This window comes from Bacteriovorax sp. HI3 (genome assembly GCF_059738875.1).
On record NZ_AP026946.1, the window covers coordinates 1,699,874 to 1,721,272 of the forward strand.

The 21,399-nt window shown below is 42.4% G+C and carries 15 protein-coding genes; 7 read left to right on the plus strand and 8 right to left on the minus strand.

Annotation, left to right across the window (positions count from 1 at the left end; translation table 11 throughout):
- Positions 1 to 67: 67 nt before the first annotated feature.
- Positions 68 to 529 (minus strand): DUF4430 domain-containing protein, encoded by a 462-nt coding sequence (locus tag AC6JA8_RS08470; protein WP_497976671.1) that lies wholly within the window; start codon positions 527 to 529, stop codon positions 68 to 70.
- A gap of 82 nt (positions 530 to 611) precedes the next feature.
- Between AC6JA8_RS08470 and AC6JA8_RS08475 the strand changes: the two genes are divergently transcribed.
- Complete coding sequence (locus AC6JA8_RS08475) at positions 612 to 1,187, plus strand: hypothetical protein (RefSeq protein WP_497976672.1); 576 nt, start codon at positions 612 to 614, stop codon at positions 1,185 to 1,187.
- On the opposite strand, the gene AC6JA8_RS08480 is transcribed toward AC6JA8_RS08475, so the two are convergent.
- The 5 genes from AC6JA8_RS08480 to AC6JA8_RS08500 all read right to left on the minus strand — a co-directional run bounded on the left by AC6JA8_RS08480 (position 1,177) and on the right by AC6JA8_RS08500 (position 13,501).
- Positions 1,177 to 1,827, minus strand: coding sequence for a hypothetical protein (locus tag AC6JA8_RS08480; protein WP_497976673.1), 651 nt, complete (start codon positions 1,825 to 1,827; stop codon positions 1,177 to 1,179). The genes AC6JA8_RS08475 and AC6JA8_RS08480 overlap by 11 nt on opposite strands.
- 2 nt (positions 1,828 to 1,829) lie before the next feature.
- Positions 1,830 to 4,148 (minus strand): hypothetical protein, encoded by a 2,319-nt coding sequence (locus AC6JA8_RS08485; protein ID WP_497976674.1) that lies wholly within the window; start codon positions 4,146 to 4,148, stop codon positions 1,830 to 1,832.
- Positions 4,149 to 4,173: 25 nt separating this feature from the next.
- A complete protein-coding gene (locus AC6JA8_RS08490) occupies positions 4,174 to 7,332 on the minus strand; it encodes a hypothetical protein (protein ID WP_497976675.1) in 3,159 nt (1,052 codons plus the stop codon).
- 246 nt (positions 7,333 to 7,578) lie between these two features.
- Complete coding sequence (locus tag AC6JA8_RS08495; RefSeq protein WP_497976676.1) at positions 7,579 to 8,397, minus strand: undecaprenyl-diphosphate phosphatase; 819 nt, start codon at positions 8,395 to 8,397, stop codon at positions 7,579 to 7,581.
- A 64-nt stretch (positions 8,398 to 8,461) separates the two neighbouring features.
- On the minus strand, positions 8,462 to 13,501 hold the full coding sequence (locus AC6JA8_RS08500) for a hypothetical protein (protein ID WP_497976677.1): 5,040 nt from the start codon (positions 13,499 to 13,501) through the stop codon (positions 8,462 to 8,464).
- Between the two features lie 344 nt (positions 13,502 to 13,845).
- On the opposite strand from AC6JA8_RS08500, the gene AC6JA8_RS08505 reads away from it, so the two are divergent.
- Positions 13,846 to 14,124, plus strand: coding sequence for a hypothetical protein (locus tag AC6JA8_RS08505; protein WP_497976678.1), 279 nt, complete (start codon positions 13,846 to 13,848; stop codon positions 14,122 to 14,124).
- A 1-nt stretch (position 14,125) separates the two neighbouring features.
- Here AC6JA8_RS08505 and AC6JA8_RS08510 read toward each other — a convergent pair whose 3' ends face one another.
- Positions 14,126 to 15,385 (minus strand): CinA family nicotinamide mononucleotide deamidase-related protein, encoded by a 1,260-nt coding sequence (locus AC6JA8_RS08510; RefSeq protein WP_497976679.1) that lies wholly within the window; start codon positions 15,383 to 15,385, stop codon positions 14,126 to 14,128.
- Between the two features lie 87 nt (positions 15,386 to 15,472).
- Between AC6JA8_RS08510 and AC6JA8_RS08515 the strand changes: the two genes are divergently transcribed.
- From AC6JA8_RS08515 to AC6JA8_RS08525, 3 genes are read left to right on the plus strand one after another with little or no spacing between them, the layout of a single operon-like run.
- On the plus strand, positions 15,473 to 17,032 hold the full coding sequence (locus AC6JA8_RS08515) for an NAD(P)/FAD-dependent oxidoreductase (protein ID WP_497976680.1): 1,560 nt from the start codon (positions 15,473 to 15,475) through the stop codon (positions 17,030 to 17,032).
- Positions 17,029 to 18,240, plus strand: a complete 1,212-nt coding sequence (locus AC6JA8_RS08520) for a DUF7453 family protein (protein ID WP_497976681.1) — start codon at positions 17,029 to 17,031, stop codon at positions 18,238 to 18,240. Before AC6JA8_RS08515 ends, AC6JA8_RS08520 begins: the two co-directional genes overlap by 4 nt.
- Before the next feature lie 8 nt (positions 18,241 to 18,248).
- Positions 18,249 to 19,676, plus strand: coding sequence for a phytoene desaturase family protein (locus tag AC6JA8_RS08525; protein ID WP_497976682.1), 1,428 nt, complete (start codon positions 18,249 to 18,251; stop codon positions 19,674 to 19,676).
- Here the strand turns inward: AC6JA8_RS08525 and AC6JA8_RS08530 are convergent.
- A complete protein-coding gene (locus AC6JA8_RS08530; RefSeq protein ID WP_497976683.1) occupies positions 19,673 to 20,080 on the minus strand; it encodes a DUF1036 domain-containing protein in 408 nt (135 codons plus the stop codon). The genes AC6JA8_RS08525 and AC6JA8_RS08530 overlap by 4 nt on opposite strands.
- Before the next feature lie 166 nt (positions 20,081 to 20,246).
- Between AC6JA8_RS08530 and fabG the strand changes: the two genes are divergently transcribed.
- Together fabG and fabZ are read left to right on the plus strand one after the other, a co-directional pair.
- Complete coding sequence (gene fabG / locus AC6JA8_RS08535; protein WP_497976684.1) at positions 20,247 to 20,984, plus strand: 3-oxoacyl-ACP reductase FabG; 738 nt, start codon at positions 20,247 to 20,249, stop codon at positions 20,982 to 20,984.
- Positions 20,984 to 21,397, plus strand: a complete 414-nt coding sequence (gene fabZ / locus AC6JA8_RS08540) for a 3-hydroxyacyl-ACP dehydratase FabZ (RefSeq protein ID WP_497976685.1) — start codon at positions 20,984 to 20,986, stop codon at positions 21,395 to 21,397. Before fabG ends, fabZ begins: the two co-directional genes overlap by 1 nt.
- Positions 21,398 to 21,399 lie beyond the last annotated feature (2 nt).

Here is a 21,399-nt window from a genome sequence, read left to right on the forward strand (position 1 = left end):
AATAAGTTTTAATGAGCGTCCTCCGAGATCAAAAACTTATCGGATTAGGACGCTCGGTTATTGAGGACTATTTACAAAATTGTGGTGACTTAATTTTATACGAAGGAACACAGTAATCAGTCCAAACCCCTTGATCGTACGTTGAATAAGCGTAGAACCAGGTTAAAACATCATTTTGTTTACTAAAGTGAACTTCACTGGCCAGAACGTCTGGAATTACACCATTGATGGAAAAGCACCATCCATAAGCGCGCATTTTAGAGTCTGAAATAACTTCCATAGCATCTAACCCAACAGAGGAATTGATGATAGAATTCATTCCGTGCTCAGTCCCTGCATAGGGGATTTTGTTAAAGTCAAAAATGTCCATTGAGATTTTTCCAACACTGTCATCGAGATCTGTCTTAAAAGAACCAGAATGAACTGGCCTCTCAGAACATGCTCCAATCACATTAAAATACACAGCGTGCGCGTTGAAGGAGAACGTAGACACAAGGGCGATAACTAGAAGAGAATACAGCGATTTCATAAGTTTTATCTTTCCTTTTTAGAAGCTCAATGGATAATTGAAAGTAAGTAGTACTGATTCACGTGAAAATCAAGGAGGAACTATGGGAATTTGTAAAAATGTAAAAAAACTGGCCCTGGTATTGGGTGTTGTTTTTTTAAGCGCGCAGACGGCTTCTGCATCCCTTTTAATCGAGCCGCATATTGGATACAACCTTTCAGGTTCTGGCGATGCTGGAGGCGTAGAATACGATTATAACGGGCCTCAATTAGGGGCGAGAATTGGGTGGCAGAACCTTGGTTTAATGCTGGGTCTTGATTACACACGTTCGAGTTATGAACAAGAGGCCAAAAGCAGTACAGGAACTGTGAAAACAGACATGAAAAGAAATGAGTTTGGTGTTTTTGCCGGATATAATTTTCCAATTCTTGTGCGTGCATGGGGGGCCTATTACTTCAGCAACACAACGAAGGCCGATAATTCTATTAACACTGAATACAAAGGAAACACAAAAGAGCTGGGAGTTGGATTTACCGGACTGCCATTTCTTTCAATCAACTTAATGTACAGAATGGTTAACTTTGATGAATTTGAATCTAGCGCAGGAAATGGCTCTTTGAGCCCTGAGCGCGATTTTAAAGAAATCGTTCTTGGTGTGAGTTTACCACTTACTTTGTAACAATACCGCTTTCATTGACGGAAGGGAAGGCCATCCTTCCTTTTCGTCTTCCAAGCTGTTCATGAATTGTCCTGTCCCAGGTTTCAACAATGGTTCCAGTCTCTGAATCAACAAGCGCTTTAAAGCTGTTTTTATCACCGTTCTTTTTTAGATAAGTCACAATGACTTGCTCTAAGAAGCGTCCTTTGCCGTCAACGATCTTAATAACCGGGACTTCTTCTTTGACCATGAGTTTGGTGTCTTCAGGCTGAAAGCGCATCAGGTCTTCACCCATAATCTCTTTCCAGTCAGGATTGATGGCATTGAGCATTTTTAGCTCTGTGGCCTCATCTTCATACTTCTGGTCTATATCGCCCATGAGAATGCGGTTTTGCCTGACCATAAACCCTTTAAAAGGGTTAACAGAGGCGACTGTGCGGCTTGCTCTTTCTTTTTTATTCTCGTCAGGATTGACGATTTTTGCCGCCTGAAATTCATCGGAAGTCGTGTTGTGAGAAGCAACCTCAGAGTCAGATTTTTTGACAAACGTTTTCCACTCACGACTCTTGTTCGCAAAAGTTTGAGACTCCCTTCTTTTGATATAAAAAGTTATACCAAAGGCCAGGGATACAGAAAGGACAAACAGGAACGTTTTCTTCATAATTAATCTGTAATCGGAATCTGCAGGTGGATAATCTTAAATGGTCTTGGACCATTGTATTCAAAGTCATAATAGTCGTTGTTGTTTCTTGTGCTGTCGTGGAAGCAGTCTTCACAGTTTGTAAAGCGTACTCTCAAGCGACAGTCAATCACTGTTCCAGGAGGAATGTGTTTTGAAACTTCAAATAAAAGCACATTACCCCAATCCAGTCCGTAGGCCTTTCCTGTTTTTGGGTTGGCCATCGTCTGGCCCCATGTTGACTTTGGATTGATCTTTGAGAAGTAAGCTTTGTCTGCACCTTTGATGGCGCGGATAAAACAGTCTTTGTCATTAGATCTATCCAGACATGAATTGGTATCAATCGACATTTTTTCTTTGAACTCGTGCTGAGAGATCCATTTTGTGGCCGAGGATTCGTTTGATTGCACGAAGCACACAGGAGCAAATTCTGTCGTTGAGGCACCGATAGTCTGGCAGTTTGTATCTGTTGAGGCACCTTCAGAAGACAGAGGCCATCCATCATTTGAAAGATTTGAATCAAACAGACATGGCTTTTTTGTGGCCGTGTCAGCATGGTCCCAATCGTTGGCCAGGACTTCAATTCCACCCATCACTGAGTTTGAATTGTTGTATAAGTTAAGTGCGATGGCGACAACTTCACCCGGGCTCACTTTGCTGTTTCCGTTATTGAAACCAAAATCACTTGGTGTCTGGGCAGACATCGTCCCAATCAATCCTGAAGATTGAAGTTGAGTGATACCTGCAGCGATTTGTGTACGGCTATCGATAACGTAAGCAGAACTTGCTCCAGTTGTCGGGTCGAGAATTAAACTGTTTTTAGAAATCAACACTGATTTTTTTCTGTTGGTTGCAGTTACCTGAGTGTTGATCTTTGTCGATGTATTCGTCAGGTTTCTGTGTTGATTGTAAGTTTTAAAGAGGAGAAGCCCGTAACTATCAAGGAGCCCCTCGATATTATCGCGAGTGTAGTATGTCCCATTACAACGGTTCAGACCCGCGTTTCCAATTGTATTTAGCAGGTTCTTGGCAATTGTTTGAGAAAATGAACGGTAGTTAATAGGATTATTTGTTGAAAGCCATTGAAGTGAATTCGTGGCGTCCATGTTTACTTTACCTACAGAACCATTGACAGTTCCTTTTGATGTTAAGTCTCCAAGTTCGGCCATCGTTTCGTTTAGAATTGACATAACAAATTCACGAGCATCTTTTGAGGTCATACTGCATTTTGATTGCAAGTCAACTGAAAGGGCCGTTAGGTAATGGGAGATAATCATCCCTGACATGTGAATGTCTTCAACTGGGATTTCCGGATCGTTTGGATCGTAGTTTAAGTATTGTGGATAGTTTAATCTCTGGTCATCATCTGTTGATAAACTTGGAACGTGAAGAGCGTCGTCTTCAGAAAGTGGGCGAGACCCGCCAAGTTTTCCAGCGGCCCATTCACCCCAGTGCGTGCGACCATTGACATAATAGCTAAAGAAGTCTGATAGACCCTCACCAATAGAGCCCGCTTCTGTGTAAAGGTAATTACCCAGTTGAGCTTTTGTGACAGAAGCTGTGTTTCTAAAATTCAATTGCAGCTTTTGGAAGAAGTGCCCGGCTTCGTGGTAAACGATTGTGCTATCGTGTGCCCAGCGAAGCTCTTTTTTGCTTCCAGTGTATCCAAAACAAAGTGATTCTGTGGCCTGGTCATAAGTGGCGTTGTTTTCCAGGTCGCAACCCGAGAAGGCCATTAATGTTTGGTTATTTAAGTTAAAAGTCCCATCTGAGTTATATAGGTTTAATGGAATAGCGGTATCGTAAATAGGGAAGGCAAAAGAATCGTAGGCATTGCCATATGAAAGCCCAAGATTCGAAAAGAACTGATCGAAAATCTTATTCAAATGAAAGTAGGTATTAACCTGAAGAAACTCTTCCGATGCGGCAGAGTAACCCCATTTCCCATCTGTCGTTTGTAGAGCAGAAACAGACTCTTTATACTGTCTGACTTCAAAACAATAAGTAAGTCCCGAGCAATTCGGATTTCCTTGAAGAAAAGAGTTAGTCGTGATGTTGGCTACACTTGTTAGCTTGTTGAGGTCGTACTTTAAGCTAAGACTTGGATCGTTTGAAAGAATGATAGGGTTGTCGGCAAGGATTTTTCCTTGGTAAAGCCCAACATTCGAATTGGTCGCATTTGCACTCAGACGGCTGCGAGGATTAGAACTCACAGACGGAATACATGACGACACCGCCACTGACACTAAAAGAAGTGCAGTGAGTGTTTTGCAATGTTTTAAGCCCCAGTTTCTTTTCCCCATCTAAACCTGTCTTGTCGCTAACGTACTACTTTGTATTCCCCAAAATCGCTTTATCGAATGATTGTAACAGCTGGCTTCCCCAGTCCTTAGGCATTGATGTGTTGCTTGCCTGAGCGTCACATGAACCGTCGATTTGTTCCCCGAGACGGTTGAATGCAACTTCTCTTTGAGCTTCAACTGTCGTGCCCGCAAGAGCGGCAGATTTTAAATCATCAAGAACTTTTGTCACAGGATTGCTTCCTTTTGTGTCAGCTGCAGCAATCTCTTTCTTTTTATCTTCAATTTTTGTTGTGAATGTTTTTTTAGCTTCTTCTGTCGTAGCAGCTTTTAGTTCATTTTCAAGAGCCGTTAATTCTGCTTTTTGCTTATCTGTATTTGCAGAAGTCCCAGTGTTCAGCGTGAAAAGTTTCGAACATACGTTCTCAGCACCGCCTCCAAGATCAGCGATGTTTTGGAAAACACCTTCATCTTCCAGGTCGCCGTATCCATCAAGGCCGTCAAAGTCGCGAGACTCAAGTGCCTTCACAAGTTTGTCTTTTCTATCACCGTCAAACTTCGATCTTTCTTTCTCAGGAAGTTTTCCCAAGATGCGCTCAACCAGGTCTTTGTTCGTAGCTGGTTTTGAATCTGTTCCACAAAGAGAGGCAAGGGAGATGGCCCCATTTTTCTTTCCACCTTTTTTTCCGCCTTCTTCTTTTTTACCTAGTTTCGCCAGCTCTTTATTCTCAGCGATCGCACAACGGTCTTCGTTCTTTTCACGGTAGCTGGCCTTGCGACACAGTTCATATTCGCTGCTGGCCGAAGAACTTTCATTGTTGTACATGTTACAAAGAGAGCGGAATTGAGCTGTGACGTTTTCAGCGTTGCTAGTTAGGCGAGCGCTGATTTTATCTGCTTGTTCAGCAAGATCCTTAGCATCTTCACAGGCACCAAACGGGTTGTCCTGAAGCTGTGAGTATTTTCTACAGAAGCTTCCAACTTTTTGGTCCAGTTCATTTTGTTTCTTAGCGCCTTCAGCATTAGATTTCGCCAGCTCTTGAGAAGACCTGTCGATCATGCCTTTACATTCACCCGCAAGTTGTTCCCAACGGCCTCTTTCTTTTTGCATTGCCGCTGCTTGTTTTTCGATATACTCGTCGATTTCTCTATCAACAGCTTGTTGTTGTTTTTCGAAAACTTGTTTTAGAAGAGCGATCTTTTTTGGAAGCTCGTCCATAAAAGAGAGGTTTCCGTCGTTAGCGAGCTCAACACCAAAAGCATCTTTTTTAAGTTCTGGCATTGAAACGAACATCCCTTCAGGGATTTCGAAGTTTGTACCAGGGAAGCGGGCCTGAACAACTTTAATCATGTCCATAACCGCGTTCTTTTGAGCGTTGTAAAGTTGGTTAGCTCTTGCCACCATAATTTCAGTGTTGGCATTAAATGTTTTTGCCAATGCTTCCATTTTAGCTTTTCTTGCTTCTACATGTTTTGTCGCTTCAGCGTAACAGCCAGAGACTTCGTTGGCACAAAGGTTAGCGTTTGACATACAGAAGTTTGCCGATGTGTGATCGAAGGCTTCTTTATTCCCGCATCCTGATCCGGCCTTTTTCGATTCACCGTTACAGTTAAGGGCCTGGTCAAGAACACGGCTTGCCAGTTGAGAAGAGTAGTTGTTGTGTAGAGATTGAAGCTCTCTTAAAAGGGCCTGACCTCTTTCAACTTTTTTCTTTTGAGACACAGCAACTGAGCCATCAGAGCTCGATTTGTCACTGTTGTAGTGTTGGTTACATTTTTCCAGAGTTCTCATATAAAGATCGTAAGGAGTTTCTGTAACTTTTTGTCCATCCGAGCTTTGATAAGTGATGCTCATGTCCTGGTAAGTTCCTTCCAGGGCCTTGATGTCAGCAAGTTTTTGCTCCATCGATGAGTCACTTTCCATAATGATCTTTAAAGCATCTTTATACTTCGATAAAGCAGTACCGGCATTTCCTGTACTTCTTTGTTGAAGAGCTTTTAGGATTTGGTCAGTAGAGATGGCGATCCCACTCTTGTCTGCACCAGTCACACATTCATTGATGTATTGTTTCTTGAAGTAAGTTTGCGAGTCTTTTAAAAACTCATCAAAATCGACAGAGAAGTTCTTATCCATTTCTGGAAGAGTGTAACCAATCTTCTTTAACTCGCTGGCAATTCTTTCTTTGGCGATGCTGAATTCTTTAGACTGCTTTTGAGTCGCCACTACCAGAGACTGGTATTTAGATGTTTCAGCGATTTTTCCATCGAAGTAATCTTGTAGACCACCATTTTGAATGGCCGCCTGGATTTTTGCAACATCGTTTCTGATTTCTGATTCAATCAGTGCACGGTTATTGTTGTAGTCAGCAGCTCTTTTGCTTGCAGGAGAAAGTGACTGCATGATCCCTAAAAGACCCATGCTTGGTCCATCTCTCAATCCATCTTCGCCAATAACTGATTGACAGCTAGCTGAGAAGTATTTTGCAAAGTCTTGAGTCTTAAGTTTCAGGTTGTTTTTTCCTGTACCACTTGCACCCATAAGTTCGTCGTTATAAGTCGCAAGATCTTCAAGAAGTTTTTTGTTGTTGTTGCGGAAAGTTTCTTTGTCTTTATTTAACTGATCCTGAAGGCGAGTCAGGTTGTTCACCATCTCAGTTAACTGAGAGTCAAGGGCCTTTTGTTTGTCACCAAGACATTTAAGACCAAAGGGTACTTTCGCGTTTGAAGCTTCGTTTGACATCTGGTCAAAGTAGTTCATCCAGCTCTTTGCAATTGATTCATACGTAATCATTTGCGCGATCTGATTTGGATCAGGGCTCGCAGCAGAACACACGTTTTGTGGCATGCTCGTCATTGAAGCGGGAAGTGGACACTCTGGAAAGAATTTACTTCCAGTCGTATAACATGAAGTCCCGTCTGCTTTGCGACAGCTTGGACTTAACGTTTGCATTAGTTGTTGGTTTTTTTGCGCCTGAATTTGCAGCATGATTGATTGCTGTTTTTGTCCTAAGAAAGAACCATAGATACCAACGGCAGTCTTAGCGACATTTAAAATTTCCTGTCCTGTTTTTTCAGTGCTATTCATGTTAGCAGCGTAAGCAGGCATGAAAACAAACGAAGTCTGCAGCAATGAAATAATCATTGCATGAACCGCGAATGTTTTTGTGAGTCGTTTTAAATTTTTCATAGCAATCATTCCTAAGGCTTAAAGATCATTCTTTAGTCTATTCGGATGGTTTTCCAAAAAACTTGGTATCTTGGCCTTATTTTAATGCTTGATTAATTTAATCATGCGCTTTTTACCGCATCTGATGGTAAACATTCGATAAATTTAGAGGAGAGGATAATGGTTTCGGAGTGTTAGGGAGAGTGCCCTCAATAAGATTGAATGGGCATATTCTCCCTCTGTCTGGCCATAAAATGAGGCGGTTTTTTACTTGATAAAAAGGTAATAGACCAGCCCGAAGACAATGCGGTAGATACCGAAGGGCGTGATACTTAAGCGCTTTAAAACGACTAAAAAACCTTTTATTCCGACTATTGCAATCAGGAATGAGACAGTGAATCCCACCAAGAGAGACATCATGTCGGCCATGGTAAAGAGCGAGTAGACTTTGATGAATTCATAAATAGTCGCGGCCGAGATAACTGGCACCGAAATAAGGAAAGAGAAATCGGCCGAAGTTTTAACATCGACTTTTCTTAGCATCCCCGTAAGCATCGTGGCCCCTGAGCGCGAGACTCCTGGAATCAGAGCAAAACACTGACCAAGACCAATAATAAAGGCATCGAAGTAAGTGATCTCATCAAGACTAGTAATCTTTGGTTTTGGTTTGAACTTTTCAACTACGATCATCAGGATCCCGACGAAAATAAGAGAGAAGACCACCACATTGGTGTTGAAGAGGTATGTCTTAATAAGTTTGCGTGTGACAAAACCAATTCCTAAAACCGGGACAATCGCTAAAGCGACGTGAACCAGGTTAAGTCTCTTGGCCTTTTTAATTCCTTCAAGATCGGTCAGCTCTTTGAGTTTTGTGAGGTTAAAGAACTCGGCGAATCTCTCTCTATAGAGATAAACAACTGCGAGGATGGCCCCTAATTGAATAATGATATTAAATGAATCACTTTTGGCGTGATCTAAGTGCAGCAGTTCGCTGACGATGATCAAATGTCCAGTAGAGGATACGGGAATAAATTCTGTTAGACCTTCAACCAGGCCCAGGATTGCGGCAATAATCAATGCTTCCATGCGACTCTCTTTAAGAAAAGTTTTTGTCTTGATTTATTATGAGAGCATCGAAAGCTTTTGACAATTAATTACCACATGTAAAAATCGTCAAGTCGTCAGAATCTGATTGAGTGGCAGAGTTATCCAGAGACTCTGGAATACAATAAACGTGGTTGTTTAACTTTAACCCCTTATTGTAGATATCCAGAAGCTTATTGATATTATCAGCAGTGTTTCCTTCAAGGAAACGGAAGTATTTATTTGGCAGGCTTTCTTGACCAGGAGTTTTTAATCTTGAAATCAAGATACCGTAGGCCAGTTTCCCAGACGCACACATTTGTCTCTCACACGCCAGGTTGGCTGCGTAGGCCGGGTCTTTGATATATCCGTTTGAGTCAAAGAGAGTGATGTTAAGCTTTTTAGCTTCACTCGAAACGTAGCGGTTTGTATAAACGCTGACGTCTACGTAGTCATCAAGCTGACACTTTAATGTTTTTGAGTTGATCATCCCTGTACAGCATAGAGCAGGGTCAGCACCCGTTGTCATTTGTGTACCGGCCGGTAGACATCCTCTCACTTCATCAGACTTGAAGATTTGTTTCATGCTTTGGAAGTTCGTATTATCTACAGCAGAGTAACTGTACATTGTTGGTGCCGTATTGCTGTCGACGTATTCTTTAATCGCACCGCTCTTATAAAGAGTGCTTGGAGGAAGGTATGTACCACCAGTGCTTGAAGCATTGTTTGGATAAGTGTTAGATCTTCCCGCCGGGTGAGATTTACAAGACATCCCGCGCTCTTCAGTTGCATCGCTGTAATACTCTTCTGATGGGAATGAAATTTGTGGAATCCCCATTAGCTCCAGTCTTCCAAGGTAACTTAAAATTTCTTTTGCTTTAGGTGTGCTTGGTTGTGTTTGGGCCATTGGACAGGCCGGATCATCCGCTTCATATTGTGAACAAGTGTATCCACCTGTACCACCATACCAGTTGAAACATTTAAACATAGATGGAGCAAAGGCCTGGAAGCGAGAGCTTTCCCATTTTGTTCCACTTGTTGCAAAACTTCTTACCCAGTCACCTGAACAGCTGGTTTTTTCAGCTAGCGATGTGAAGGTTCTAAATTGATTTGCAAGATTGGCCGTCGATTTACAAAGAAGAGGATCGGCCGGTGAACCACACTGATCTTTTGAGGCCACAGATAGTGCAGGGAAGTTTCCTGCATCTGTATTTGATTCTTTGTACATAGTCGCAGCACGAGAGTAGCGGTACTTATAACCAATCGATGTATCAAGGCCCGGAACCTGATTATAGTTAATCAGGTTTACATTGTCTCCAGATGGAAGTGAAATTGTCTTACCAACTTCGCGACAACAACGGTTGTTTTTTGGATCATAAAGAGAGCTGGTTTTTGCCTCGGCCTGAGAACACACTAGTTCTTCCTGCCAGAACATAACTTCATATTTATTTAGGATATTAGTCACGACTGAATCAGCAGCGCTTAATGACTTGATTTTATCAGATACAACTTTTGAAGGACCACAATCCATGTCTGTAAAACATGATGAACCAGGAGCGCGAAGACATCTGTTTTCCTGGAACGATGTGGTCGTCAGGATTGCACTTGTCGATTTATAAAGACCAAAAGAAATCCCTTTGCTTGAGAAGATAGAATCAAAGATTCCCAAGACGTTGGTCGACATTGCTTGAGAGCCGGCATCGTATTTTAAATTAGGGTACACGGTTGCACTACTGAAAGAAGCTGCGGCCTGAGTTGTCGTATTGTGATAGAAATTTTTTGTCGAATCCATGATCGAACATGCATTGAGATAGTTTGGAGCTGCGGTTGGCGTGCTCTTTCTATAACTCATCCCGATTCCTAGAACTTTATCACCTGTGAACTCAGTGCCAGTAGGGGCCACACGGTTTTGTTCAAGGAAGCTTGTCTGGTCGACATCGCGACCAGGAATACACATTGCCATGGCCTTATTGACGTTAAGATTTTTTAGCGTCTCAGCTCTAACTGTTTCAACACCATTAAATAAGTATGGACGTCCCGGGATAAGGGCCGCGAGACCGAAACTATCGACTGTTGAGTCTGTTCTTACTTTTCCGTAACGAGCGATGCGGTTGTTGAATTTCGCAGCAGGAGTTCCATTTACTGAAATTGACTGACAGTAAGTATTTGATGAACATGAGTGCATCTGTTGGCTTGTCGACTGATTGAAAGTCGAGTTCACGTTTACGTTGTTGTAGTTTTGTGTACAAAGCGCACCACGACCACGGTACACACAACGTTTTCCTGTTGTTGAAATACCAAGGATGCTAGTGAAGCGGTTATTGTCGAAATTCGTTTCAGGAATTTCTTTGGCATTGTCATCAAATTTTGGCCAGCTCGTTGTGATTTCATTAACAGAAGCACATGAGTATTCCCATCCAAGAGTGGTCGCACAGTCATTGTCTGTTGAACATTGGTGGAACTGCTGACATTGGGCCCCATCAGAATTGTAATCTGTCGTGACCATATTTGAACCAAGAGGATTGAGTGTCCCATCATTGATTGTCACTTCATAAGTTGCTTCAAGAGTCAGGTCTCCAAAAAGACCGTTGACGGCAACGAACATTTTATTGCTTTCTGCTTTAATGCGACGGTTTGTTCCGATAGAGAACCATTTTACACCGTCAAAAGACCCGATAACCGAACCATAGTCAAATCCATACCAGTCATACTGGTAACCGTTAGCGAACATAAAATGCTGAGCACGCATGCGGTTCATACGTTGAACTTGCGCAGTTGACTCAGTTCCATGTGTCCATGGGATCATTGTCGCAGGGACAAGACAAGCGCGACCGAATTTCATTTCATCAGAGCGGATTCCGTTACTCATTGAGCGGTTTGTCTGTCCAAGTAGTGGAACAGCGCCACCACCAAATTGAGCAAGAGGGAAGAGTTTATTTAGTTGAGAGTAGTAGTCGTTTCCACACTGAACACAGTTTGAAAAAGACCCGCGGTCAACGTAGATATCGTATGTCGTGCCTTTTTTCACCGAAACTTCATAAGCTGGTTTTGCTGAACCGTTAGTGTATGAAAGGCTTCCGTAAATTTCGTTGAACCCTGTGTAGGTGTCACTTGTATCTGCCGCATTGGTAATGTCCGGCATGTTGCTTGGGTTAAGCAGGTTATCATTTCTGTATTTGAACTCAGTTCCTTCCTGTTTTAAAGTACTGGCATTAACAGTTGTCTGAGCTGCTCCATTTGAATCAAAGAAGCGCACTGGAACTGTTTTTGAGCTCAAATAAATTTTTTGAGACATCGGTGGGTCAACCGGATCTGGGTCTGGATAAACGCAGGCGTAATCAGTGATGGCCCCAGAAGTGTTTTTTACTGGAGTCAGGCTACAGTTTGTTCCTGAGCATGAACAGATTGTTTTAATTTCATTCAACGCCGCTAGTTTTGATTCCATAACATTGTTGACTGTCAGGTCTACAAAATATGAGATGCGAACCTTTTGGTCTTTGAAAACTTTAAGGGAGTTGACAGGAAGGAATTGAATAGTGCTTGGAGCACCGATGTTTAATTGCCAGTCCAGGTCTTGTTTTTGAGTGATCCCATCGACTTCAACAGTGATCGCTTTAGCAGTATTAGCGTAGTAAGGAAGCTTAAAAATATTTGAGTCAGGGTAGTGGTCTGTGACACGGCCGCGGCGGTGAGCTGCGATTGTGTCTCCAGCATCGTCCTGTCCTTGAATATAATATTTCTCACACTTCGCTAAAGAAGCGTTGACTTGCGTACAGCTTGCATCGATTTTGTATTTGATAACCAGGTCATTTGAAACTGCGGCAGAAGGTTTTACCTTAACTTGAATCGCAGCACCTGTGGCCAGGTCGTCATTGTGAGATCCTTCAATTCGAACAGCTGTATCTTCATAGATATTTGGCAGAAGTTGAGTGTCAGTTTTTGTTGTGTAGTCGTAAATAACAACTTCACCGTAGCTGATTTCTTCTATTGAAACCAGGGTCTGTTTATCAACATTGATGTGAGTGAATGTGTCGGCAAAACTTCTGTCGTCTTTTCCAGCGCTGTAGAATTGACCGATTGTCGCATTGGTATAAGTCTTAGTACAAAGACCGTATTCCCCTTCAATTTTAGTCGTACAGTTATAAAGGTTTGCCATCTTCTTTAAACGAACATTGGCCTCATTAACCGGATCTGTTGGAGTTGTCGGTGTCGTTGGGTTTGTCACCGGCTCTGAACAGATAAAATAATACTGAGGGTATAAATAAACGTTAGAAGGGTTATTTAAAATATCCTGTAAGGCCTGAAGGTATTCATTTGAAGAAGTGTCAACTCCTGGCTTCTGAGCAAGGTCTTTCACACACTGACCAGAGCTGCAACAGTCATAACCTTGAGACTTACATTGCGATGAATCTGTACAAGTCTGTCCTGATGAAGAGTTTCCGCTTGTGCTGTTGGAAACAGTAAAAAGCAGATGCTTCGTTGCAATTTGAGTTAAGGCCGTTCCTGTTGTGTTGTATAACTCCAGCGATTGTCCCGGATACGATGAACTAGAGCATGTTCCAGATGGACAGATTTCTGAAATTTGATATTTGGGAGTCAGTGTAGGGTACAAGCTATAAAGCTTGTTGATAACACCTGTCTTCTGACAAAAACTTTGGTTTGATGTTACGTCAGATGGAGAAATGTTGTAGTAGTACTCAAGAGTCTGTGAAGTGAAGTTGTATACCGAGCGAGGAATCGCCGCCATCAGGATTACTTTGTTGACTGATGCTTGCGTATAACGTGAAGTTAAACACACAATGTTCGAAGTCCCTGTGCTTCTGATGTAACTGTCGACGTCTTTTCCGCGCAGCTGGATATAGTCAGAAAAATTTAAACTCAGTGGAACACTTGAGAGATAAACACTTGCACCATTTTGGATGAAGTTGTTTCCCGCTGTGAATTCTGGAAGTTTTGTTGCGCCACCTGAATCAGTTGTGCTGGCGCTTTTAAGAGAATTGCGATTTGCTTTTGGCGCCTGGATACAGCCTTGTAAAAAAAGAGTGAGAACCATCACAACGATAGTGATGCCTCCAAACTTTTTAAAATGTGCCTTTAAATAATCCATCAAGTCCACAAGCCTTTTTGCAACAAAGTTCTTAAATCTATTCGGTTTTCCCTTAATAACCTTTCGTTAATTTTAAAAGCCTTCTGAAACAGTAGGGCTTTAATTCCGGTGATTGATTATTTTCAGAGAGTTAAGACAATTGTGGAAAGTGTGGAGTGGGACGTTTCTGCCCATTTTTCTCGGCGAGGAGAAAATTTAAATAAAAAATCTTCCCATTGAGGTTTCTATTCTAGGCCCTTGAGATCACGATTTAGCAGCTTAATTCCGATTGAAAAACTCAAGAAAAAGGCAGTTTTCCCCGATACTGGGGAGAGTTCAAACAACTCAAAGTGGAGTTAATCACGATGAAATGCAAAATTCTTTTTTTGATCGCGGTTGCAACGATGTCATTCCAGGTGATGGCAGAGAGTAAGACAATTGATCAAATGATAAGCTCAATGAAGCTTGAAAAGATGCAGGCCGAAGTGATGATTAACCGTCTTGCTCAAAGTGGGCGTTTTAATTCTGAAGAAGCTCAGAGAGCAAAAAGAGAAATTGCCAGTGTACAAGAGGAGAGTGTTCAGGAAATAAAAGCTTCTGCTCTTGAAAAAATTCAGACCTCTAAATCTTTTGCCAACAAATAATCTACTCCATTAATTCCAACAAAGTTAAAAGCGCTTTATCTGAAAAGCGATCTTTTAATTTTACTCTGTCTCCTGGAAACTGATAAAGCACTGCTGTGTTTTTGTCTTTAGAGGCAATTCCAATGGCGACTGTTCCCACCGGCTTTTCTTTTGAGCCGCCGGTTGGGCCGGCAATGCCGGTGATTGAAACAGCATAATCAGTTTTTAAAAGCTCGCGCACTCCACGGGCCATTTCTATCGCGCATTCAACACTGACTGCGCCGAATTTTTCCAACGTCTCTTTTTTTACTTTTAAAACATTCTCTTTAATCGAGTTGTCGTAAGAAATAATTCCACCATAAAAAACAGCGCTCGATCCAGAGAGATCTGTGATCTTTGATGATGTCAGTCCACCGGTGCATGATTCAGCAAAAGCGAATGTGCATTTTTTCTCTAAAGCTTTTTCTAACACCATGTCGTGGATGGCACGATTTCCCCATTGCCAGACATGAGGGGCAAGCGGAGTTTTCATGACGAGCTCTTTAATCTTTTGTGATTTCTCCTCGAATTCTTTTTGTGACCCGGTAAAACCGATGACTATATCAATACCAATTGTGTGGGGAAGTGAACTCACTTTTCCAAAGGCCTCCAGGTCTTGCCAAAGAGTCGGGCAGAGTTCAAAGAAGATTTTTTCTTCCGGGACTCCTTGAGTCCTGATAACGCATTGGTGGTTTTCTTTGAGTCGATCGGCAAATCCTTTTTTGATGAGCGGATAAAATTCTTCTTCCACCATCGCCGTAAATTCGCGCGGCACTCCGGGAGCGGCCATGACTAGTTTTTTATCGGTTGTAAAAAAAGCAAGTCCGGGAGCAAGTCCTCTTGGATTATTGATGGCGATAAAATCCTGGGGGAAAAAGTGATAGTGGTTGGTTTCCGGAGTCCAGCTTCTTCCAAAACGGATGTAATTTTCGGCAACAAGTTCGGCGACGTCGTTTCTTTCAACGACTGATTTTTTGAAATAGTCGGCCAGCGTGTTTTTGGTTTTATCATCGAGAGTTGGCCCAATTCCACCACTGGTAATGACAATATCGCTGTCAAAAAAAGAAGCGCTCAAGGCTGCAGTCATCTCTTCGGCGTTGTCGCGAATAAAGCGCAATGACTTAAATTCCAGGCCTTTTTTAAAGAGAAACTTCGAGAGCCACGAACCGTTTAAATCAGTCGTTCTGCCATTTAATATTTCATCCCCAATGACGATCATGGAAACGGTTAGTGCTTTACTCATTTTTCTCTCCGAGAAACTCTTGTTTTATAGCTTTAAATTTTGCCATAAAACGCTTATACTTGTCTCATCCAATATTGAGACAAACCAATGACAAAAAAAATTCAATTCACACTCGATTACAATGAGGACGTTGAAGTCTATTTGGACTCTCATTTTCCCGATCATGTGGACTACCGCATTTTAAATCAGGCCCTCGACGCCAGAGGTGCCCAGAGAGGAAAAACTCCTCGCTACACTTACAACGTTGAGATTTTAAGTCCAGGCGAGCAGTTTGAAGCGGCCAGAGAGGAGTTCCCTCAACTAGGATCATTTAAAAATAAACCTATTATCATTGGGGCCGGCCCTGGTGGGCTTTTTTGTGCTTTACGGTTAGCAGATTACGGAGTGCCGTCGATTGTGATTGAACGCGGAGACCGCGCTCACAACCGAATGCTGCACATTTCGAAATTCTGGAGATACGGAGAATTCAACACAGAAAACAACGTGTGTTACGGTGAAGGTGGCGCAGGGCTTTTTTCTGATGGAAAGCTGATTACCCGAATCAAATCTCCTTTCGTTCAGTACGTCATGAACCGCTTTGTGGATTTTGGAGCCCCGAAAGAAACAGCGTATATTTCTAACCCACATTTGGGTTCAAACAAGATCAGAGGGCTCATTAACAAGATGACTGAGTACCTGGTCTCAAAAGGCTCTGAAGTTCGCTACAATACCCGAGTGGACCGTTTGCTTTTTGAAGGAAAAAAAATCATCGGTGTTGAATTAAACACCGGAGAAAAACTTTTTTCTAACAGTGTTGTCCTGGCCACCGGGCATTCGGCAAAAGAAATGTACTACCACCTGGAAGAGTTAGGGGTGGAAATGAAACAAAAAGACTTCGCGGTAGGAGTTCGCATCGAGCACCCGCGCGAACTCATTGACCATATTCAATACGGAAAATTTGCAGGCCTTGAGCTGGGAGCTGCCCGCTACCGCTTGAGTTACGAAGACCCGAAGACAAAAAAAGGAACTTATAGTTTCTGTATGTGTCCGGGAGGCTACGTGCTTTCTTCGGGGACAGAGGCCAATGGAATTGTCGTTAATGGAATGAGTAACTACGCCCGCAATTCCCGCTGGTCGAATGCCGCTTTAGTTGTCAGCGTTCGCGCCGGAGTAGATTTCTCAAGTGATAAACTACTTGCCGGGTTGGATTTCCAGCACGGGATTGAACAAAAGGCCTACCAGGCTTCAATGGCCCGCGCCCATGGAAGAGAGCTTCCTGCTCAGACACTCAAAGAGTTTATGAATCATTCTTTGAATCCTTCGAATGAAGGAGTCAAAACATCGACACCTTCGGGAATTGTAAAAACTCCATTAAGAGACATATTACCGCAATTTGTGACTAAACATTTAGAGCAAGCTCTGGTAAAATTTGATGATAACTTAAAGGGTTTTATTTCAGATAAAGCACTACTGATTGCACCGGAAACCAGGACATCGGCACCCGTGACGATTGCCCGCCATAAAGAGACGATGGAATCAACCAGCCACCAGGGGCTTTATCCTTGCGGCGAAGGCGCAGGCCATGCCGGAGGGATTACCAGTGCAGCGGTTGATGGCGTAAAAATCGCCATGTCTCTTTTAAAAACAGAAAAAGGATTTGAACCATGACTATTAAAACGACGTTAGCGCTTACTCTTTTCTCGCTATCATTTTCAACTTTCGCGGCCATTTCAGAATACAATGCTCCAGAAATCCTGGCGCGCGCTAATATTGGCGACGGATACAATCTTCCACCGATGAGTTTTCTTTCAAACACATCACCGGTTATCAATAACCGTGGAGATGTAAGCTTTAAGCTTATGGCCTTTAATGGAGAAAACACTCAAGGGCTATGGCTTAAGCGTGGGATTGATGAGAGCGGAAAAATTGTTTACTCAACAGATGAAACAAAATTTGTCACAGACCCAAGTCTAAACGATGCGGGTGTGATTGCGTTTAACACGTACGATGATTTTGCAAGCGATGGGATTTTTACTTTTAACGGTGATTCGTCTGAAGTAAAGCAAGTTCTAAAGCCAGCAAATGAAGACATTGCTTTTTATACATACCCTCAAGTTCTGACAAACGGAAAAGTTTATTTCCGTGGAACTGACCAGGAAAATGCACGTACGTATTTCCAGTATGACGGTTCATTAAAACCTATCATCACAGAAGGGGCGAGCTCATACGGACAAAAATCTTCATACCTGTTTAAACCTTACCTAAACGACTCTGGGGCCATGGCCTTTAAGAGACGCATTGGTGATGTCGGACAGTGGGATGAATCAAACGGCGATGAAATCCTGATGTTAAAACCAAATGGATCTTCATTGGAACCAGTGGTTATTGCCCGTGATAAAGACATGGACCCAAATTCTGTCTTTAGAGGTTTTACTAACTCAGCTAGTATTTCAAAAAACAACATGGTGGCCTTTACTGCTGTTTTAGAAGACGGGACAAAAGCCCTTATTCGCTACAAAGAAGGGCATCTGAAAAATGTTGTGATTGAAAAATCAGACGGGATTTCAGAAATCGAAATGTTCTCGCCAAAAATCAATGAGCAAGGACAAATTCTTTTTAGAGCAAAAGATATGGATGGCAAGCGTGGAATTTATCTTGCTGATTCAAAAGAAGTCAAAAAGATCGTCGCAGAAGGTGATGAAGTGATGACTGACTTAGGTATGGGAAAAATCCTTTCAAATCCAAATTTCCCTGGATTCGGAGGAGATGTAGATATGAACGATCATGGAGAGATTGTTTTTTATTGCCTGGTAGTGGGCGCAAAAGACAATAAGGAATGGGGTTCGGCAGTCTACAAAGTCTCGCCTAAGCTCTAAAATAAAGCATGCAGTATTCTTCAAAAGATAAAATCGAAAAAAATTACGATGTCATCGTTATTGGGTCAGGCCTTGCCGGCATGACCCTCGCTAATAAAATGGCCCGCGATGGACGTTCTGTTTTACTACTAGAGTCTCACAATAAGCTTGGTGGATTTGCCACGTGGTTTAAAAGAAAAGACGGCTCACATATTTTTGATGTCTCTCTTCACGGCTTCCCTGTGGGAATGATTAAAACTTGCCGCAAGTACTGGAGCAAGGACATCGCTGATCGCATTCACCAGTTAAAATCTGTCCGTTATATCAATCCACAATTTGAAGTGGAAACAGATTTTACAAAAGAGCACTTCATTAAAGTTCTCATCGAAAAATTCGGTGTGAAAGAAGAAACCGTCATTGGTTTCTTTGAAGAACTTGCCAATATGAATTTCTACGACAACTCAAAGATGACTAACGGAGAGTTGTTTGAAAAATACTTCCCGGGGCGCTCAGACATTACACGCTTTTTATTAGAGCCGATCGTCTACGCCAACGGATCTAACTTGGAAGACCCGGCGATTAGTTATGGGATCGTTTTCTCAAACTTCATGAGTAAAGGTGTTTATATCTTTCACGGTGGAACTGACACGATGATTGGGATGATGAAGGAAGAGATGCTTAAAAATGGCGTCGATATCCAACTTCAGGCCCGCGTAGATAGAATTGTGATTGAGCAAGGCAAAGCGGTTGGAGTGGAAGTTAAAGGCCACAGAATTAATTCTAAGGCCGTAGTGTCGAATTCAAACTTAAAAAGCACCGTTAATAAAATGGTTGGACGTGAACACTTCTCACCTGAGTTTGTAAAAAAGTCTGATGAAGTGAGACTGAACACTTCTTCTTGTCAGGTCTACATGGGACTAAAACAAGGGGAGAGTATCCCTTTTATCGGTGATTTGATTTTTACTTCAGAAGATAAAGATTTCTCAACAGATCTGATTCTTTCTCCCAAAGTAGGAAGCCAGACTTTCTCTTTATACTATCCGGAAATGAGACCGCACCTCGATCCAAAGTACGCTATTGTTTCAAGCTCTAATGCCCGTTATGAAGATTGGAAAAATCTTTCTGAAGAAGAGTATGAGAAGCAGAAAGCTTACTTGATTGAGAAAGCGCTATCAGGATTAGAAAAAATTCTTCCAGGTATCCGCGAGAAAATCGATTACGTCGATGCGGCCACTCCGTTAACAGTTGAACGCTATACACTTCATGAAAGGGGCGCAAGCTTCGGGACAAAATTTGAAGGTTTAGATGTCTCGATGAATATGCACAAAGAACTTCCTGGGCTTTTCCACGCAGGTTCTGTGGGCATTATTATGTCGGGGTGGCTGGGAGCTGCCAACTACGGAGTCATTCAGGCCCACGAAGTCGACAACTACCTTACAAAATTAGAGAAGCTTTAGTAGCAATAAAGAACTGTCGTCCAGTTCCCACCGTATTCTTTTGGCAGTTCAACCAGAAGCGCTCTTACCGGGCGAGAGTGGATTTCAAACTGATGTTCGCCTTCCCATCTCACTCTTCCATCAATCGTGAATGCATTGAGGTAATAGATATTGTTGACCATGTCTCCATTCGGGATCACTTGCCCCGGAAAAAGGCGCATGTAACCTTTTGTCTCCCAAACCCCATTAGGGTTTTGTGAGCGAGTGGCCACCATGACTTCCTGGTAGCAGTTATTTTGTAGATACAAGTGAACGACCTTGTCGTGTTTATCGGCCGAAGGTGAGAAATAAGATTCTACAGTCCCAGTTGTGGCAAAGGCGCTGATGCTTGAAAAAAGCGCGATTAAAAGTCCTAGTGTTTTCATTCATTCCTCCAAGGAAAAAGCTCTCCATTTTAAATGTAGGAACTCTATTAGGGTCTGCAAACTAAAGAAAACATCCATTTTCTAACACCTATATGACACAGGGCAAGTGGAGCTTAAAACTTTCTCAGGCTAAAATCCCTGCACAAAATAGACTTAAGGAAGTGTTATGGATTTTAAAGACCAAACGGTTATTGTCACTGGTGGAACGCGTGGAATTGGACGTGGGATCACTGAGGCCTTTTTAAAAAATGGAGCGACCGTTATCGCGACTTATGCCGGCAACGATGAAGCGGCAAGAAAAATGAAAGAAGAAAACTCAACTTTCGGTGAGAAACTGCAAGTGAAAAAATGTGACGTTCGCGATGAAGCGGCAGTTGTAGAGTTTTTTAAATACATCGAAAATACATTTCCAAAAATTGAAGTGTTAATCAACAACTCTGGAATTAGAAAAGATCAGTTAACAGCGACGATGTCGATGACTGAATGGAATGATGTGATTAATACAAACTTAACAGGAACATTCCTGATGAGTAAGCACGCAGTTCTTCAATTTATGAAAAACCGTTACGGGCGCATTGTTAACATGTCGTCTATTGGTGGATCACTTGGTCTTCCAGGGCAAGCAAACTATGCTGCTTCAAAAGCAGGACAGATTGCCATTTCAAAATCACTTTCAAAAGAAGTCGCTAAACGTGGGATCACAGTCAATAACGTGTGCCCGGGATTTATCGACACTGAACTTCTGGCCGATCTTCCAGAAGAGCAAAGAAAAGAATACATGAAAGATGTTCCGATGAAGCGCTTTGGTCGCGTTGAAGAAGTGGCAAGTGCCGTTTTATTCTTAGCAAGCCGTGAAGCCAGCTACATCACGGGAGCAAGCCTTGAGATTTCTGGAGGACTTTAATGAACACTCACCCGGATATCCTGGACTTAATTCCACAAAGACCTCCTTTTTTATTCGTCGATAAAATTATCGATAGATCAGAAAGTAAAATCACGACGACTTTAAAATTAACCGGGAATGAAGACTTTTTTAAAGGCCACTTTCCAGGCAATCCTATTATGCCGGGAGTGCTTTTACAGGAAGCTCTTTTTCAGTCAGGTGCTGCTTTAATGGCAGGACGTGCAGGCGGGGGATTGGGTGTTGTGACGAGAGTACAAAACGCCAAATTTAAAAATATGGTTCGTCCTGGAGATGAACTAGTGATGGATGTTGAATTAACAGAATCAATTTCTAATGCTCATTACATGAAGGGCACAACGAAGGTTGATGGGAAAACTGTTTTAGTGATCGAGTTTGCTGTTGCCAGCGTTTAAGG

Coding starts and splice junctions, on each gene's coding strand:
- AC6JA8_RS08510 (WP_497976679.1), bottom strand. CDS start 15,385: ATGAGTAAAGCACTAACCGTTTCCATGATCGTCATTGGGGATGAAATA.
- AC6JA8_RS08475 (WP_497976672.1), top strand. CDS start 612: ATGGGAATTTGTAAAAATGTAAAAAAACTGGCCCTGGTATTGGGTGTT.
- AC6JA8_RS08515 (WP_497976680.1), top strand. CDS start 15,473: ATGACAAAAAAAATTCAATTCACACTCGATTACAATGAGGACGTTGAA.
- AC6JA8_RS08520 (WP_497976681.1), top strand. CDS start 17,029: ATGACTATTAAAACGACGTTAGCGCTTACTCTTTTCTCGCTATCATTT.
- AC6JA8_RS08470 (WP_497976671.1), bottom strand. CDS start 529: ATGAAATCGCTGTATTCTCTTCTAGTTATCGCCCTTGTGTCTACGTTC.
- AC6JA8_RS08525 (WP_497976682.1), top strand. CDS start 18,249: ATGCAGTATTCTTCAAAAGATAAAATCGAAAAAAATTACGATGTCATC.
- fabZ (WP_497976685.1), top strand. CDS start 20,984: ATGAACACTCACCCGGATATCCTGGACTTAATTCCACAAAGACCTCCT.
- AC6JA8_RS08500 (WP_497976677.1), bottom strand. CDS start 13,501: ATGGATTATTTAAAGGCACATTTTAAAAAGTTTGGAGGCATCACTATC.
- AC6JA8_RS08485 (WP_497976674.1), bottom strand. CDS start 4,148: ATGGGGAAAAGAAACTGGGGCTTAAAACATTGCAAAACACTCACTGCA.
- AC6JA8_RS08490 (WP_497976675.1), bottom strand. CDS start 7,332: ATGAAAAATTTAAAACGACTCACAAAAACATTCGCGGTTCATGCAATG.
- AC6JA8_RS08530 (WP_497976683.1), bottom strand. CDS start 20,080: ATGAAAACACTAGGACTTTTAATCGCGCTTTTTTCAAGCATCAGCGCC.
- AC6JA8_RS08495 (WP_497976676.1), bottom strand. CDS start 8,397: ATGGAAGCATTGATTATTGCCGCAATCCTGGGCCTGGTTGAAGGTCTA.
- fabG (WP_497976684.1), top strand. CDS start 20,247: ATGGATTTTAAAGACCAAACGGTTATTGTCACTGGTGGAACGCGTGGA.
- AC6JA8_RS08480 (WP_497976673.1), bottom strand. CDS start 1,827: ATGAAGAAAACGTTCCTGTTTGTCCTTTCTGTATCCCTGGCCTTTGGT.
- AC6JA8_RS08505 (WP_497976678.1), top strand. CDS start 13,846: ATGAAATGCAAAATTCTTTTTTTGATCGCGGTTGCAACGATGTCATTC.